This window comes from Paenibacillus sp. BR1-192 (assembly GCF_029542445.1).
GTDB classification, from domain to species: domain Bacteria; phylum Bacillota; class Bacilli; order Paenibacillales; family Paenibacillaceae; genus Paenibacillus_AQ; species Paenibacillus_AQ lautus_A.
The window spans coordinates 193,496-209,119 of record NZ_CP120718.1; the positions used below are offsets into that span (position 1 = coordinate 193,496).

The 15,624-nt window shown below is 51.2% G+C and carries 15 protein-coding genes; 6 read left to right on the top strand and 9 right to left on the bottom strand.

Going from position 1 to position 15,624, the window contains the following annotated elements; genetic code table 11:
- Positions 1-10: 10 nt before the first annotated feature.
- Genes P0X86_RS00925 through P0X86_RS00935 form a run of 3 tightly spaced genes read right to left on the bottom strand, consistent with a single transcriptional unit; the run spans position 11 to position 2,539 of the window.
- The gene (locus P0X86_RS00925; protein WP_213579933.1) at positions 11-205 is read right to left on the bottom strand and encodes a hypothetical protein; all 195 of its coding nucleotides are present in this window, start codon (positions 203-205) and stop codon (positions 11-13) included.
- On the bottom strand, positions 178-1,794 hold the full coding sequence (locus P0X86_RS00930) for an ABC transporter permease subunit (RefSeq protein WP_277747516.1): 1,617 nt from the start codon (positions 1,792-1,794) through the stop codon (positions 178-180). Before P0X86_RS00930 ends, P0X86_RS00925 begins: the two co-directional genes overlap by 28 nt.
- Positions 1,787-2,539: an ABC transporter ATP-binding protein gene (locus P0X86_RS00935; RefSeq protein WP_012818473.1), complete on the bottom strand. Its 753-nt coding sequence runs from the start codon at positions 2,537-2,539 to the stop codon at positions 1,787-1,789. Before P0X86_RS00935 ends, P0X86_RS00930 begins: the two co-directional genes overlap by 8 nt.
- Positions 2,540-2,789: 250 nt before the next feature.
- Here P0X86_RS00935 and P0X86_RS00940 point away from each other — a divergent pair, with 250 nt between their 5' ends.
- Both P0X86_RS00940 and P0X86_RS00945 read left to right on the top strand, forming a co-directional pair.
- Positions 2,790-3,554, top strand: coding sequence for a DeoR/GlpR family DNA-binding transcription regulator (locus P0X86_RS00940; RefSeq protein WP_277747517.1), 765 nt, complete (start codon positions 2,790-2,792; stop codon positions 3,552-3,554).
- Positions 3,555-3,872: 318 nt separating this feature from the next.
- On the top strand, positions 3,873-4,931 hold the full coding sequence (locus P0X86_RS00945; protein WP_277747518.1) for a hypothetical protein: 1,059 nt from the start codon (positions 3,873-3,875) through the stop codon (positions 4,929-4,931).
- Between the two features lie 58 nt (positions 4,932-4,989).
- Here P0X86_RS00945 and P0X86_RS00950 read toward each other — a convergent pair whose 3' ends face one another.
- Positions 4,990-5,874 carry a GNAT family N-acetyltransferase gene (locus P0X86_RS00950; RefSeq protein WP_277748975.1) on the bottom strand — a complete coding sequence of 295 codons (885 nt, stop codon included), beginning with the start codon at positions 5,872-5,874 and terminating at the stop codon, positions 4,990-4,992.
- A 229-nt stretch (positions 5,875-6,103) separates the two neighbouring features.
- On the opposite strand from P0X86_RS00950, the gene P0X86_RS00955 reads away from it, so the two are divergent.
- Together P0X86_RS00955 and P0X86_RS00960 are read left to right on the top strand one after the other, a co-directional pair.
- On the top strand, positions 6,104-7,222 hold the full coding sequence (locus P0X86_RS00955) for an ATP-binding protein (protein WP_277747519.1): 1,119 nt from the start codon (positions 6,104-6,106) through the stop codon (positions 7,220-7,222).
- A gap of 305 nt (positions 7,223-7,527) precedes the next feature.
- Positions 7,528-8,382: an alpha/beta fold hydrolase gene (locus P0X86_RS00960; RefSeq protein ID WP_277747520.1), complete on the top strand. Its 855-nt coding sequence runs from the start codon at positions 7,528-7,530 to the stop codon at positions 8,380-8,382.
- A 1,185-nt stretch (positions 8,383-9,567) separates the two neighbouring features.
- On the opposite strand, the gene metG is transcribed toward P0X86_RS00960, so the two are convergent.
- The 4 genes from metG to P0X86_RS00980 all read right to left on the bottom strand — a co-directional run bounded on the left by metG (position 9,568) and on the right by P0X86_RS00980 (position 12,131).
- On the bottom strand, positions 9,568-11,208 hold the full coding sequence (gene metG / locus P0X86_RS00965; protein WP_277747521.1) for a methionine--tRNA ligase: 1,641 nt from the start codon (positions 11,206-11,208) through the stop codon (positions 9,568-9,570).
- A gap of 88 nt (positions 11,209-11,296) precedes the next feature.
- Positions 11,297-11,434, bottom strand: coding sequence for a hypothetical protein (locus P0X86_RS00970; RefSeq protein WP_192570074.1), 138 nt, complete (start codon positions 11,432-11,434; stop codon positions 11,297-11,299).
- A gap of 142 nt (positions 11,435-11,576) precedes the next feature.
- Entirely contained in the window at positions 11,577-11,897 is a 321-nt protein-coding gene (locus tag P0X86_RS00975; RefSeq protein ID WP_096774927.1) for a sigma-70 family RNA polymerase sigma factor, read from the bottom strand.
- A 57-nt stretch (positions 11,898-11,954) separates the two neighbouring features.
- The gene (locus P0X86_RS00980; RefSeq protein WP_277747522.1) at positions 11,955-12,131 is read right to left on the bottom strand and encodes a hypothetical protein; all 177 of its coding nucleotides are present in this window, start codon (positions 12,129-12,131) and stop codon (positions 11,955-11,957) included.
- A gap of 159 nt (positions 12,132-12,290) precedes the next feature.
- Here P0X86_RS00980 and P0X86_RS00985 point away from each other — a divergent pair, with 159 nt between their 5' ends.
- A complete protein-coding gene (locus P0X86_RS00985) occupies positions 12,291-13,208 on the top strand; it encodes an ArsR/SmtB family transcription factor (RefSeq protein WP_277747523.1) in 918 nt (305 codons plus the stop codon).
- A 315-nt stretch (positions 13,209-13,523) separates the two neighbouring features.
- Here the strand turns inward: P0X86_RS00985 and P0X86_RS00990 are convergent.
- Positions 13,524-14,686, bottom strand: a protein-coding gene (locus tag P0X86_RS00990) for an IS3 family transposase (RefSeq protein ID WP_481858172.1) whose coding sequence is annotated in 2 segments (ribosomal slippage) — positions 13,524-14,422 and positions 14,422-14,686 — 1,164 coding nt in all. Because the reading frame shifts where the segments join, the coding sequence is not laid out codon by codon here.
- A 331-nt stretch (positions 14,687-15,017) separates the two neighbouring features.
- Between P0X86_RS00990 and P0X86_RS00995 the strand changes: the two genes are divergently transcribed.
- The gene (locus P0X86_RS00995) at positions 15,018-15,611 is read left to right on the top strand and encodes a TetR/AcrR family transcriptional regulator (RefSeq protein WP_277747524.1); all 594 of its coding nucleotides are present in this window, start codon (positions 15,018-15,020) and stop codon (positions 15,609-15,611) included.
- Positions 15,612-15,624: the final 13 nt, after the last annotated feature.

Here is a 15,624-nt window from a genome sequence, read left to right on the forward strand (position 1 = left end):
TAAAATAGGCTCAGTGCTTGATGTCCGCTGCGATACCGTATCGTACCTCCGATCTAGAAATCCGCAGACAAAGGCGAACGCATTCGCGTCCCCAGTACGACACGTCGTCTCTGCCGGGTGTATGTTTTTCAACCACATATCCGGCAACATAGCGGACAAGCACGTAATAGGGCAGCTTTAGCGCTGCGCCGTTCTCCTCTGCCATGCGTCGCACACCATCTTGATGATCAGATTCGTGAAGAAGATCAGCATCGACAGCACGAAGATCTCATTAAACTTGGCGAAATGCTGCAGCTCTTTGATTTTGCTGGCGACGAGCGACGTCTGCGCCGATACGAGAAAAATGATGCCGCTGATCGTCACCATGGCGTTGATGAAATAGTAGCTGAACATCTCGATGACGGTTGAGGCCGAGTTCGGCAGGATCACCCGGTACACGGTCTTGAACCAGCTGTCCCCCAGCAGTTCTCCCGTGGTTTCCCAGGAGGGATTCATCTTGGACAGGGAGTTCTTGGCCATCAGGTACGGCGTCGTAAAAAAATGAACGATGTTGCACAGAACGAGAATGACAAAGGTCCCCTTCAGGCTGCTCCCGTTAAAGAAGAGCAGGTAGGATATCCCCAGCACCATGCCGGGCACCGTATTGGTTATCATGGATACGATGTCTACCGCGGACCGGGCTTTTAACGATGTTCTCACATTGAGCAGCGCGGATAAGTACGCCATCAAGGTACCGAACAGCGCCGTCAAGAAGGCGACCCAGAGCGAATTGCGATATACCCCCGTCAAGTCGCTCGATTGAATCACATCCCGCACATGCTGGAACGTGAAGGTCATGTCATAGGGGTAACTGCTCAACCAAGGAGCGATGAACATCACCGCAAAAATGGACAGCATGCCCGTCACAATGGCCGACGACATCACGCCGAAGGCGATATCCCGAACGCGCTGCCGCGGCAGCTCGATATCCGACAGCTTGTCATAGTGGAAATTCCACTTTTCCAGATAATTCAGCAGCCAGATGCCGAACACGGCCGGAATCAGCATCATCACCGCAATGACAGCGCCTTGATTGAAGTCCGGAATGGAACCCAGCATCACCTGGTACAGCTGCGTCGCCACGACCGGATAGGTACCGCCGACGGAAGCCGGAATGCCAAAATCCGTAAAGCTTAAGATAAAGGACAGCACAAAGGCCCCGCCAAGGGCTCCCGCAAGGGGACGCAAAATCGTATTCATGAAACTTCTCATCGTGCCGTCACCCATTAACTTGGATACGATGATGAATTTTTTATCAATGTACTTAAACGCGTTATGAATCAGCAGGAATACCGGCGGCAGCGTGTAAATGACGTAGCCGATGAGCAGCCCGTTCCATCCGTAGATATCGAACAGATTGCGCCCGGCAAGCCGGGTGATCAAGCCCTGGTTACCGAACGAATACATGATGGCGAACCCATAGGTAATGGTCGGAAGCAGCATGGGGACCATGATGACGGTTTTCAGCAGGCCTTTGACGGGCCGGTATATTTTGGTGCAATGAATGGAATACGCGAGTATGAACCCCAGAACGGTCGTGATCACGGCCGTTACGCCCGATACCTTCACGCTGTTGCCGATCGCCGCGACGAATTCCCGATTCGCCCCTATGGATGCATAGTGTCCAAGGGTAAATCCCTGATCGGATCCGAAGGACCGGATCAGCAATATGAGCAGCGGCAGGAACAGAAACACGGCGAACAATAACAGGATAACGGTAAAGATAACCCGCATTTCCGGCTTCGCGCTACGCATACTGTTCACCGAACAGGTTGTAGATGTTCTGCCTTTTGATATGCAGCTGCTTGATAATGAATTGCTTCACAAAATCATTGCTCGGATGATGGACAATCTCCTGAGGCGTGCCGAATTGGGCAATCTGTCCCTGATGGATGATCAGGATTTTGTCCGAGAGCGTCAGCGCCTCTTCCGGGTCATGCGTCACAATGATCGTGGTCAGCTTGAATTCCCTGGCGATCGACTGGATCCGCTGCTTGATCGATTCCTTGATCACGCCGTCCAGCGCGCTGAGCGGCTCATCGAGCAGCAGGATTTTCGGTTTCGTGACCAGCGTTCTGGCCAGGGCCACCCTCTGCTTCTGTCCCCCTGACAGTTCGCCGATCCGCTTGTCCAAGTGGGGCTGGAGCTCCAGAAAATCGATATATTCCCGGACCTCTTGTTCGCTCACGGTTCCCTTCTTATTGCGCAGGCCGTATACGATATTGTCATAGGCATTCAAGTTCGGGAATAAGGCATAGTCCTGAAACACGATATTAAATCCCCGCTTCTTCATCGGTACGTTGCTCAGATCTTGACCCTGGAACACGATTTTTCCCTGATCCATTCGGGTGAGTCCCAAAATAATATTCAGCAATGTGGTCTTCCCGCTCCCGCTCGGACCGAGCAGCGATACAATCTCGCCGGTGCCGATTTCTACGTTGATGTCATCCAAAACCACTTTATCGTCGAATTGTTTGCAAATATGCTCTAGCTTCAGCAAACGGCTCACCTCCTTAACACATCCTCAGTATAGAAACCATATGTAAATAAGAATCATGGGAACTGTTAAATGTAAATAAATTATGCATATATCATTCATAAATCAATACTAACTATTGACCATATTCATCCTTAACAGATGCCTAACTTATGAATAATGTAGGTAATTGTATTGAACATGGCCGTGCGAATCGGTAAACTAGACATGAATACAGGCATCAACCACTAATGCGGATTGAATGGGTGAGCGAATGTTTCCATTGGAGAGGCAAAAGAAAATACTTGAGCTGCTTACGATTCGAAAAGTACTGAAGATCACGGAGCTTACGGATGAGCTGAACGTCTCCGTGGATACGCTGCGACGGGATTTGAACACCCTGACCAAGCAAGGGCGGATTGAGAAGATCTATGGCGGGGTGAAGCTCGTGGAGTCCCGGTTCGGCGAATCCTCCATGGATGAGCGCATGGTCAGCCAGCTGGAAGAAAAGGACCGGATCGCCCACAAATGCAGCGAATTCGTTCATGACGGCGACTGCATCTACATCGACAGCGGCTCGACCACGTACCAAATCGCCAAATACGTGAAGCATAAGAAGAAGCTGACGGTGGTTACGAATTCACTTCCGGTTGCGATCGAACTGATGGACAGCGACGTGGAACTGATTATGATCGGCGGCAAAATCCGGCGGGAGGAGCAATCCGTCGTCGCGTATGAATACATCTTCAACTTTCATGAGCTGAATGTGCTGAAGGCGTTTATCTGCTGCAGCGGCATTACCATCGAAAAAGGCATCTCCGACTACAACCTGGAAGAAGCCATCACGCGCAAAAAAATGATCGAGCTGTCCAAAGAGGTGATTGTCATGGCGGACAGCACCAAGTTTGGCAAAGACGTTACCATTTCCATCGCTCCGCTCGACAGAATCGATACCATCGTGACGGATGCGAACGTCCATCCCAGCTTTATTCCAACTTTCAAGAAAACCAATACAACGCTTGTGATTGCAGATGAATAGAATAGAGAATCACAACAAAAACGGACATTACCGATCGCCGAATGACAGCGAGTATGGGAACGTCCGTTTTTTTATTTCACACTGGCGGAGACCGGTGCTAGCTTATATGTATCGAGCCTTTTCCAGTATCCTGCATCCATAAGAATTAATCTTCTCTTTACATGCATCTCCATCTCTTTATTATGTGGATGACGGACCAAGCCCTCTTTGTAAGCGGTTGTACATTAGGAGGGAAGTCCATATAATGATGAAGGAATGAAAATCAGGATATTTTTGTTATGTTCTGCGACACCATGCAGGTAGAGGAGGAATCTGATTATGAACGTTGGATCAGCACGAGCAGCCGCAACGGATTGGGTCTTGCAGCATGCCAGCAGGGAGCCTGGATTCATGGGTGCCTATTTCAGCGGCTCCACGGTCGGCAAGCCGGACGATGCCCAGATGGCTCCGTCATCAGACATTGACGTCGTTGTAGTCACCGCGGATCCGAAGCCCCCGCTGAAACCGGGGAAGTTTATCTACCAGGACGCCTTGATCGAGGTCACCTATCTGTCCTGGCAGGACCTTGCTTCGCCCGAGCAAGTATTAACGTCTTACCATCTGGCCGGCAGCTTCCGCGTAGACACCCTAATGTCCGACCCGACCGGGCAGCTGCGCAAGCTGCAGACGGACGTCTCGCGGCATTTTGCCGACCGGATCTGGGTCACCCGCCGCTGTGAGAACGTGCGCGAACGTATCTTGAACGGCCTCCAATCCATAGATCCTTCCGCTCCTTGGCATCGCCAGGTGACCTCGTGGCTGTTTCCTACCGGCGTAACCACCCATATGCTTCTGGTCGCCGCGCTTCGCAACCCCACGGTCAGACTCCGCTATGCGGCAGTTCGCGACGTGCTGAAGGAATATAACCAAGAGGAGGTCTACGAGGAGCTGTTACGTTTGCTGGGCTGTAAAGACATGTCTGCCGAGCAAGCCATGAATCATCTCAACGGACTGGCCCGCACCTTCGACGCCGCTGCTGCGATTGCCAAGACGCCCTTCTTCTTCAGCAGTGACATTACGCCGGAAGCAAGACCGATTGCCATTGACGGCAGCCGCGAGCTGATCCTAAACGGAAGCCATCGGGAAGCCGTCTTCTGGATGGTGGCCACCTTCGCCCGCTGCCACAACATCTTGGAGGTTGACGGGACTCCTGAATTTCAGGAGGAGTATGTACCCGCTTTCGATGCGATTCTGGCTGATCTCGGCATAACGTCCACCGATGACCTGCTCCAGCGGGCCGAAGAGACCCTCCGTTTCCTGCCGAAGCTGTGGGATGTCACGGCAGGCATTCTGGATGCCAATCCGAATGTATCCGGCGGCGAAGAACCAACCTCATAACTCCTATTTTCATATAAAAAAGCCCACGCCAGGATTCGTTCCTGGCGTGGGCTTTGTATTAGCGGACTTCCTGCTCCAGCGGCAGGTAAAACCGGTGCTCCTCTTGGTCTTTGGCAAAGCCGACCGACTGATAAAGTGACAACGCCGTATCATTGGCTGCCTTTACTTGCAGCTTGACCGTGGCGGACCCATGCGCCTGAAGATAAGACATGGCACGGCAAAGCAGATATTTGGCGATCCCCCGCCGTCTCCACGGTTCCCGCACAAACACATCTTCAATCACGCCATCCCCCTCCTCCTGCCATGCCATGGTACTGCCGACGATCGTATCCCCTTCCAGAACATTCATGGCGATCCAGTTGGAATGCGCCTTATATTCCCGTAATCGTTCGAGACCCAGCGGCGCTTCCGGCCAAATTTCAGCTTCGAGCTTTAGATACTCCACTTCCTCTTCAGCAGACTCGATCCTCCACAATCGATTTTGATAGCGATCATCTAACGGCAAGGCAGGAATAGGCTCCTCCAACGATCGTTTCATGGCATAAAGGTTCTCCAGCGGCTGAAACCCCTTCTTCTCCGTAAAAAAAGCATTATTTGCGCTCTCATGGACATAATTGCCCACGCACAAATACGTCTCGTACGTCTTCGGCAAAGTCCTCATTAAGACAACCGCCCGTTCATACAGGACCTGATACAATTCGTCCAAAAGGTCGAAATCCCGCTCACGATGCGGAACCGCCTTGAGATTCACGTAAATATGATGCCTGCAGTTCGGGGCACATCCCGGCGGAATCACGTTTATGATCCCGACCTGACCCTTAGCTACCATCTTCCCGTCTTCGATAGCGCAGAACACGTTTTCCCAATTCTCCCGGTCACCCACCCACCAGAACAGCGCATTCTCGGCGGATACCGCCTGATATAACTCGCCTAGCAGAGGCATGTCGCCCTGCCCAAAACTACGAATGATTCTTTCGCTCAAATGAATGTCACCAGCCTTTGCGTTCATTGTAAGGCGATCGGAATGCCAACAACAGAGAAAAAACAACTATAGACAAACAAGCCGCTTTTTCAGACAACGATCTCCTTATAATGGGTGTACAATTATGTTATTACGTAATATAATAATTACGTAATGATATAACAAACTAAAGCGAGGTTGATGATTCCCCATGACACGTGACCTGATCCAAGAGATGGATGTCTTAAAGAATCAAATGGCGGAGCTGCAGCAGCTTGTTTATCAAGCTCTTATGGAACGAAAACCTGCATCCGCATCAAATCCATACCGCCAAGAAATCGCAACAGCGCCCACCATAAATGAACCCCATCCCGAAGACGGCTCTGTCTTCTACTCCGGGCAGGTGCACCTGAACGGACAAAACATCCGCTGGGAGCCACAGCAACGCCGATTGAATCAATTGCTGGACATGAATACCGAGAAGGCGGCCAAAATCCTCGCTGCCCTGGGCAACAAGCAGCGCCTGGATATTTTGAAGACCGTCATGGCGGAGCCGCTATCGGGATCCGAGTTGGTGGAACGGTTGAACATGGGGACGACGGGTCAGCTGTATCATCATCTCAAGGCGCTGCTCGGCGCAGACCTGCTCGTCCAGGAGCAGGGGGGCCGCTACGCTCTTCCCCAGCATCGAAGCCTGCCGTTCCTGCTGCTGTTGTCCGCTGCCGGCGATCTGCTCGATGCCAGCGATTACCTGGAGATGTCGGAAACCCGCAACAATGCAGGGATGTACTTCGGGCCCTCGCATGGCTTTGATATTCATCAGCTGCTTTGGGCCGTGGTGGAAAATTCGATTTTGGAGCATACGAGCGGGTATGGCGATCAGATCGGCATTTTCCTGCATGAGGATGGCAGCGTGACGGTAACCGACAACGGAAGAGGCATTCCGGTGCAGGCCCTCCCGAATTCCGATGTCCCCGTTGTGCAGTCGATTCTGACCGATGTCCACCGCTTCAACAACAGCGCGCACTTTCTGGTTCCCGGCGCGGAAAAAGGCATCAGCATTGCCGTGGTCAACGCCCTTTCCAAGCAGCTGTCCGTGGAAATTCGGCGTGACGGGAACATATACCGGCAGGAATACCGGCACGGCATACCGCAGACGGGTCTTTTGACGGTTGGTTTGACTCAAGAGACGGGAACCAGCGTGACGTTCAAGCCCGAGCCGGAATTGTTCAGCTCGGCCTTTGAATTTGACCGCATCCTCGAGCGCAAGGACGCGATTGCCGCGGATTATCCTGCACTTGCCCTGACCATTCGGAACACCGCTGAATAAAGTGGATTTTCGAAGCGGTCCTAATTTGTATACTTTGCTTTTTTTGCAGCAGCAGCATATTGGGTCGACAGGCATTCCAAGCATATCCCGGCCACGTGCCGTGCGCACAGGGAGTAGTTTCGCACGATGTATGAATGCCTGATATCCGGTACACCGAGTGCCTGCGCTCCTATGCTATACTGAGCTTGAACGAACGCTAATCGAGGTGATATAGAATGCTGGAACGTTCTATGGAGAATGTAATGGAATCCGAACAGAAAGGGGCTGATGCGATTAAAATATAAAACGAAACGAGGACGATACACATGAATACGCGAGATACGGTAATGAGCGAAGGTTTTGCATTGAATGTTTCCATTCGCGGAAACGGCAAGCCCATATTGGTGGTGGGAAGCAGCGTTTACTACCCCCGCTTGTTTTCGGAGCAGCTTTATACGTCATTTCAATTGATTTTCCTGGACCATCGAGGCTTTGTGGAGTCTCCTCGGACACTGGAACCGGAAGACTATACGCTGAATAAGGTTCTGGATGATATCGAAAGGGCAAGACAAGCGCTGGGACTGGAGGATTTTATCATATTGGGGCATTCAGGACACGCCTTTATGGCGCTGGCGTATGCCCGAACCTTTCCGGAACGCGTCAGCAAGGTGATCCTGCTGAATACGGGCCCCTCCAATAGTCCGGAGCGGCGGCAGCAGAGCATCGCTTTTTTCAATGAGACGGCAAGCCCTGAGCGGAAACGGCAGTTCGAAGCGGATATCGCTCTGCTGGAGGAGGATATCCGAAGGGAGCCTGAACGGCGGTTTGCTCATATGTGCATTCGGATGGGAGCCCACAGCTTTTATGATTATGCCTTTGATGCGGCTTGGATGTGGGATGGGGTCTTCACCAGCATGCCCGTCTTGGATCATTTATGGGGAGAAGCCTTCGCGCGGCTGAATCTGATCGATTGCCTGGAAGAGGTCGATATCCCCGTCTTCATCGGTCTTGGACGGTACGACTATTTGGTCGGCCCCGTATCGCTATGGGATGCCGTAAACGGCTCGCAAGCAAACGTGAGAAAGGTCGTTTTTGAGCAAAGCGGCCATAATCCGATGTTCGAGGAGCCTGAGCTTTTTAACGCCGTCTTGACGGATTGGATTCACGAAACGGATCGCTGATCTTGTAAAAGCTTGAATGAAGGGGAGCCCGCGGCATTTCCGTTGGGCTCCCTTTGTATTTACCGGTGCTTCAAGCGGCGCACTCTCGCTTCATAAAGCTTCAAAGGCGCATTGTCCGATGCTCTACTCGCTCAAAGTCGCTCTTTTGGGGTCGGATGCGGACACTGGTTCCGCTATTTACTGATATTCGGGCCTCTCTTGGGCCAATATGCGGGTATGGACCCGCCATTCGCTGATTTTCGTTCCTTTTTGAGTCCATGCGGACACTGGTTCCGCTATTTACTGATTTTCGTTCCTTTTTGAGTCCATGCGGACACTGGTTCCGCTATTTGCTGATATTCGGGCCTCTTTTGGGCCAATAAGCGGATATGGATCCGCCATTTGCTGATTTTCGTTCCTTTTTGAGTCCATGCGGACACTGGTTCCGCTATTTACTGATATTCAGGTCTCCTTTGGGCCAATGCGGACATAGGATCCGCTAATTCAGCTTTTACACGGTTGAATCCCAGTAAATTTTGAATATAGCGGATCTCCTGTCCTCAAATCGCTGCAATATGGCTAAAAACATAGAAATAACGGAACCATTGTCCTCCAAACGTCACAAATCCAGACCCATCCAAACCGCAAACCTCCATCACTCACGCGACGTTGCTTCATCAGTTTTCGCCCATTGCCAAAATCCCCCTACTACTCTGTTCCATTGTTCCTAGACTCTTGATACTGTGTTCCATCGATCCGACCCTTGATACTCCGATTCCTCGATCCTCACGCTCTTGTTACTTTGCTCCATCGATTCCCGACCTTGATACTTTGCTCCATCGATTCCCGACGTGATACTCTGCTTCATCGATCCTCGCCTCTTGATACTTTGTTCCTTTGCTCCCTCGATCCCCGACTCTCGATACTTTGTTTCCTTGATCCCCGACTCTTGTTACTTTACTTCTCGATCCTCGACTCTCAACTCTTTACTTTGTTCCGTCTATCCTCGGCCCTTGATACTCTGCTTCCTCGTTCCTCGACTCTTGATACTTTCCTTCCTGACTCCCCGACTCTCGATCCCTAGACCCCTTGATCTCTACACACATCGCAGGGCTCAGACACGAACACGAATCGCATCATGACCACGATAGCTCCCACCCTCCTGCTGGATCTGACCCGCTGGATGGGCAGCGGAGAGTTCCCCCATTAAAGGGACAGCTCCCCCAGCCGACGGCTCTCCTCCTCAATCCGGCTTGGATCGATGCGCTCAAACAACAGCTCCACCCCATGAATCGGCCTGCCGGCCGGAACGTGGCACCACTTCCACGCAGGCGGCCCCAGCGAGAGAAAGTCTCGCATCTTATCGCAAGAGAACGGAATGAACGGCTGCAGCAGGTTTGCCAGATTGGCCATAATCAGAATGCAAGTGTACAGCGTGGTCCCGCAGGCGGCTCGATCCTCCTTGACCTGAATCCACGGCTTCTGTTCATCGAAATATTTGTTCGCCTGGCGTACCACGCTGAAAATCAACTCCAACGCTTCTTTCAGTCGCCCCTCCTCAATAAGCGCCCCGGCCTGCTGGTACAATACCTCCACCCGGCCCTGCCACTCATCGAATATGCTGCCCTCAGGCACTTTCCCGTCAAACGATTTGTTCGCAAACACCAAGGTTCGATTGACCAAATTCCCGAACGCGCCAAGCAGCTCGCCGTTATGGCTGTGAATGAACTCCCTCCAGGAGAAATCCGCATCCCGCTTCTCGGGACCGTTCGCAAGGAGGAAATAACGAACCGAGTCCGGCTGATACCGGCTTAACAAATCCGGCACCCATATGGCCCAATTGCGACTGGTCGAGAATTTCTTCCCTTCCAGTGTCATGTATTCGCAAGAAATGATCCGATCCGGTTGATGCAAATCCCCGGCTCCCTTAAGAAGCGCAGGCCAGATCAACGTATGAAACGGGATATTGTCCTTTCCATGAACATAGTAGGCGATCACCTCGCCCGGCCCCTTGCGCCAAAAGGGCTCCCAATCGCCGCCCGTCTCCGCGGCCCACTGCTTGCTAGCGGACAAGTAGCCGCTGACCGCTTCGATCCAAACATAGATTTTCTTATCCTCGAAGCCCGGAACCGGGACGTCCACGCCCCAGGTCAGATCCCGCGTAGCCGCCCGATCCTGAAGTCCTTCCTCCAAGTATCTTCGGGTCATGTGCACGGCATTATCCCGCCAGCCTTGGGCGTTGCTCAAATCATCCGCCAGCTCAGCTTGGAAATGCGACAACGATACATAAAAATGCTCGGTGGGCCGCTCCACCGGCGGGTTCCCGCAAATTTTGCAGGTCCTGTTCGTCAGATCGGACGGATCAAGCATCGTGGAACAGGCATCGCATTGATCCCCGCGGGCCCTGCTCCCGCATACGGGGCAATCTCCTTCCACATAACGATCCGGCAGAAACCGCCGATCGGTTTCGCAATACGTTTGCAGCACGGTTTTACGGTACAGATGGCCGTTGTCCAGCAGCTTCAGGAACAGCTCCTGTACCACGCCATGGTGAAACGCCTGATCGGTTCGCGTGTATAAATCGTAAGAGAAACCCAGCTGTGCAAAGCACTCCGCAAACTCCGCATGGTACCGATCGGCAATATCCCCCGGCGTCACGCCCTCTTGAATCGCTTGCACCGCCACCGGCGTGCCGTGGCAATCGCTGCCGGATACGTACAGGACGCGATCGCCCTTCGCGCGGAAATAACGCGCCAACACGTCGCCGGGCAGGAGACTGGCAAGCCGCCCCAAATGTAAAGATCCGTTGGCATAAGGCCAGGCACCGCCGATAAAAATGTTCGTCATGTCGTTCATCCTCCTTTTTTATGGACAACAAAAAAAGCCCTCATCCCAAAGGGACGAGAGCTTACGGCTCACGTGGTACCACCCAATTTCATTCATGCCTTGCGGCATTCACCTCTTCGGGTACGACGCCAATATATCGCGTGTATACCCTAGCACGGTAACGGGTGCGGGTTCCGGCACAGCCTACAACCCCAAGCAGGGTTTCGGTGCACAGCTCAGAGGCCATATTCCCGAGGCTCCTTCTTTACCCCTTTTCACCTGCCGGGGCTCTCTGTTCAAAGACGCTGCCAAGGTACTCTTTCTCTTCATTGCTTTTGTCTCGCGTTATTCAAGTTACTGGAAATCATACTCGAATTTCACGGAAGAAGTCAAGGGGACGAATGCGCAGCTTTTCTTGCTCTTTCCCGGCCGTCCCGTATCGCTCCCAGCTTCTTGCCCAGCATCATTTTAAGCTTCTTGCGGGCTCTGCTCATGCGGTTCCGGACATTTTCGGGCTCAATCTGCAGCACCTCCGCAATTTCCAAGGTGTTGAAATCCTCGTAATAGTACAAATACATCGGTTGTCTTAAGGTTTCGGGCAGCCTAAGCACGGCAGACAACAGCTCGTCATGGTTTTCTTCGCTGTACATTATCGATTCAGGCACCTGTACGGCGCACTCGCTTAAACGATTCTCAGCCAAAAGATCCATTCATTTCAACTCCTTTTTTCCCGTAGATGGATATGGATCGGTTCTTCCTTGTGCCCGTTAGTTCAAATTTCGAACTCTTTTCTTGACCGGCTGAAATTGCCTTCTCTTCGTTGGGAAGAAGCGTGCCAACAAACGTACCCGATCATGTGTATATTTCCAGGCCTCTCCGGCCTCTCGATCCAACTCCGCCTGCTGCTGCTTGATGAGAGATTCCACAACGAACCAATTGGTCATATCTAGTCACTCCTCTTCCCTCGCTCGTTAGTTCATATTTTTTCGAACTAAATATTTAAGTTCAATTATATATGAACTAATAAAAAGTTCAATATTTATTTTCCTTGGGATGTGGTATCATAAAAATGGAATAATGAGTGCTTGGAGGAGAGGATGATCATGACTCATATCAGAGTTGACTATTCGCCTGTTCACGAGCTGGTAACCAGCTTGTTCACATATGCAGATAATAAAAACCAAATGCATGATCTAGGGAATAAATGGAGGAAGGAAATTCAGAAGAATCTGCCCGCGTCTTTTACGGATAAGCTGGAAGAGCTGGACCTGTGCGAGATCGTTGCTTATCTGCACCTGGTTATCGTAGACAGCCCGAAAAAAGACAACATCGAGCGTTTTCTTGCCTGGTTTGCCGATTTAGGAGAAGGGCAATTGTACGAAATCCTAGCGCCTTATCTAGAAGGCGGATTTCCGATGGGGCTGAAAACATTCCGGGATCAGAGCCTTGAGATCATGACGGAGTGGCACCGGGCCTATACGATCTTGCCTGAGATTCACGACCTGCTGGGGCGTTCCGCTGCCCGCATGGAGCAGCGGAGCCGGGAGCTTTCCTGTATTGATCTGATCGATGAGGCAACGAACGGGATCGTGCTCGATCTTGAAGACGAATATAGCGCCATTCTTCTCATCCCTACTTATCACATCAAGCCGTTAAACCGGATTGACGAAGTGGGCAATCAACAGCTCATTATCAGTTATGCCGTAGACGATGAGCAGCAGGACGAGGATACGCCGACCAACCAGCTGCTGCGCATGACCAAGGGATTGGCTGACGAGAAGAGGCTCGTGCTGCTGCACATTCTCGCTGACGGCCCCGTCACGTTTACGGAGCTGCAGCAGAAAACCGGACTTTCCAAGAGTAACCTGCACTACCACCTTTCCTTGCTTAAAACCGCGGGCCTTTTGCGCATGCACTTCAAAATGCCGAATGAACGATATAAATACAGCGCAAGACCGGAATCCTTCACTCAGCTCAAGTCTTTCCTGGAGTCTTACGTGTTCGGTCTGACAAAAGAATAAGCGTAACGTACTTTCCCGCACGATTTCGGGAACACAGCGACAGTCATGCAAGAACTACACGCAAAGAGGCTTCCCTCTTTAGGAAGCCGGTACAGGATGTAAGGCGAAATGGCGAGTATTAAATAGCCTGCCGCATTAATAAAAACATCGATCGATATCCCCGGAAGGCAGTCCGTATACCGGAACGGAGCGTTGTCTTGCGAGATCAGAGCCAAAGCTCTAAATGTTTATACTTTCTGATCTCTAACAAAAATAGAAAAAAGCCGCAAACCTGGTCATAACCCTGGCAAGTAGACAGTACAAAAAAGACAAGATTTAAGCTGCGGCCGTTTCCCGGTATTCTACCGGGGAACGGTCGTTTAATTTTTTCTGGAATCGGTTCTGGTTATAGAACAAAATGTATTCACTCACTTGCTGTTCAACCTCAGCTTTGTTTGCTGCCTCATTCAAGTATATTTTCTCGCTCTTCAAATGAGAGAAGAAAGACTCGATACAGGCATTGTCCAGGCAATTCCCTCGCCTAGAGTGACTGCCTAGCATGCCGAGTTGTTTCAGTTTACGGTTAAATGGTTTTGACGTGTATTGAAATCCTTGATCCGAGTGTAGGATTACCCCACTCACATCCACGTGCTGACGGAGTCTATCCAGCGTTTCATGAACCAAAGCGAGGTCATTTCGTTCCGATAAATGCCAAGCTACAATCTCGTTATTGTATAAATCCTGAATCACAGACAGGTACACAAATTGTTCTCCAGCACGAATATAGGTAATATCTGTGACCAGTTTAGTTCGTGGCGTATCCGCTTTAAACTGGCGTTGAAGCCGATTCGGATTCACCACGGAAGCTTGTTTTCCAAAGAATCGACGCTTCTTCCGAATGACAGAACAGATTCCTAATTGTTTCATTAATCGGTACACCTTCTTGTGGTTGACCCTAATGCCTTCCCTCCGTAAAGCTACCGTCATTCGAAGATAACCAAAGTAGGGATGAATGCGATGGATGGCAAGCAGATGGGATTCCAATTCATGCTGCTTTTGTCTACGTTCTTTTGCCGCTTGCAAGCTCTTTCTCCACTTGTAATAGCCTGAACGGGAAACCGCGGCTAACTTCAAGAGCCAAACAAGACGATGGCGTACTCGCAAGTCCTCTATGATCTGAAATCTAGCTGCTTTACTCGTCACTCCTTGTGTAGATTTGGATACTGCTTTTTTAAATATTCAATCTCCGCTCGCAAGTATGCCATCTCTTCTTCCATACTGGAAAACTTCGTTCTGGGGCGTCCCCGTTTGGATGTGGCAGGTTCTAGGCTCATTCCACGTTTCGTTTTCGCCGCCCATACTTGTACTTGAGATTTATTTTGAATACCTAAACGTTTTGCTACTTCACGAATACTCATATGTTCTTCGTTGACCAGCCGGGCCGCCTCCAATTTTAATTCCAAGGAGTACCGTTGGTAAGTTTGTCCTTTTTTAGCCATGAAAAAATCCCCTTCGTTAGGCAAGATTAAGTCCATCTTAACAGATGTCTTTTTTCTCTTGTCTACTAAAAGGGGATAATACCAATGTGCCGGCTTCCTTTTTTTCTGGGGATGGTGATTGTAGCCAGAGCAGCAGGATCTGTCGTATTCATTGATCCCATGTATACTTCAATCCTACAGGAGCACGGAGAATGGTATTCATGGTGGGAAGGACAAATGACAAAAACTCAATATTGATATGATGAAGTTGTTTGCTATAATGTGTTCAACAGAGAGGGGGCGTGATGGTGGGCGGTCGGGTGTTAACGTAAACCCCGATGCCCATGAACCTATGGCACATGACCAACCACTAACGAAAGAAGCTATATTAGATGCGGCTGAGCAGACGCTTCGGCGTTATGGCCCAGACAAAACTTCGGTTGTCGATGTGGCCAAAGCGCTGCAGGTGAGCCACGGCTCGCTCTATCGGCATTTTCCCAGCAAGGCCGCTCTCAGAGAAGCCGTCACGGAGCGGTGGCTGCAGCGGATCGCGGATCCATTACAGACCATTGCAGACGGGACGGACGGCAGTGCCACCGATCGCTTGCGGTTATGGACGGATACCCTGATCCGGGCCAAGCGGACTTACGTTCTCGAGGATCCCGAGATGTTTGCCATGTACGCGTCCGTGACGCTGGAAGCCGTCAAGATCATTGATACGCATGTGAATTTGTTAATCGGGCAGATCGCCCAGATCATGGATCAAGGGATGCGAGCCGGTGAATTCAAGCCAGGCCGGCCGGAGTCGGCGGCGAAGGCTTTTTTCATGGCCACCTCCTTGTTTCACCATCCGGCCCATGCCTATCAATGGACTTCGGATGGGATCGAAGCCGCCTTTGAGTCGGTGTGGACGTTATTGTTGGCCGGGATTTCGATGAACGGTTAGCGGGAATAGGGAT

Excerpts from the sequence above, each read along its gene's own strand:
- P0X86_RS00925 (WP_213579933.1), bottom strand. The coding sequence starts at position 205 with ATGGCAGAGGAGAACGGCGCAGCGCTAAAGCTGCCCTATTACGTGCTT.
- P0X86_RS00930 (WP_277747516.1), bottom strand. The coding sequence starts at position 1,794 with ATGCGTAGCGCGAAGCCGGAAATGCGGGTTATCTTTACCGTTATCCTG.
- P0X86_RS00940 (WP_277747517.1), top strand. The coding sequence starts at position 2,790 with ATGTTTCCATTGGAGAGGCAAAAGAAAATACTTGAGCTGCTTACGATT.
- P0X86_RS00945 (WP_277747518.1), top strand. The coding sequence starts at position 3,873 with ATGAACGTTGGATCAGCACGAGCAGCCGCAACGGATTGGGTCTTGCAG.
- P0X86_RS00950 (WP_277748975.1), bottom strand. The coding sequence starts at position 5,874 with ATGCCTCTGCTAGGCGAGTTATATCAGGCGGTATCCGCCGAGAATGCG.
- P0X86_RS00955 (WP_277747519.1), top strand. The coding sequence starts at position 6,104 with ATGACACGTGACCTGATCCAAGAGATGGATGTCTTAAAGAATCAAATG.
- P0X86_RS00960 (WP_277747520.1), top strand. The coding sequence starts at position 7,528 with ATGAATACGCGAGATACGGTAATGAGCGAAGGTTTTGCATTGAATGTT.
- metG (WP_277747521.1), bottom strand. The coding sequence starts at position 11,208 with ATGACGAACATTTTTATCGGCGGTGCCTGGCCTTATGCCAACGGATCT.
- P0X86_RS00970 (WP_192570074.1), bottom strand. The coding sequence starts at position 11,434 with ATGGCCTCTGAGCTGTGCACCGAAACCCTGCTTGGGGTTGTAGGCTGT.
- P0X86_RS00975 (WP_096774927.1), bottom strand. The coding sequence starts at position 11,897 with ATGGATCTTTTGGCTGAGAATCGTTTAAGCGAGTGCGCCGTACAGGTG.
- P0X86_RS00980 (WP_277747522.1), bottom strand. The coding sequence starts at position 12,131 with ATGACCAATTGGTTCGTTGTGGAATCTCTCATCAAGCAGCAGCAGGCG.
- P0X86_RS00985 (WP_277747523.1), top strand. The coding sequence starts at position 12,291 with ATGACTCATATCAGAGTTGACTATTCGCCTGTTCACGAGCTGGTAACC.
- P0X86_RS00995 (WP_277747524.1), top strand. The coding sequence starts at position 15,018 with ATGGCACATGACCAACCACTAACGAAAGAAGCTATATTAGATGCGGCT.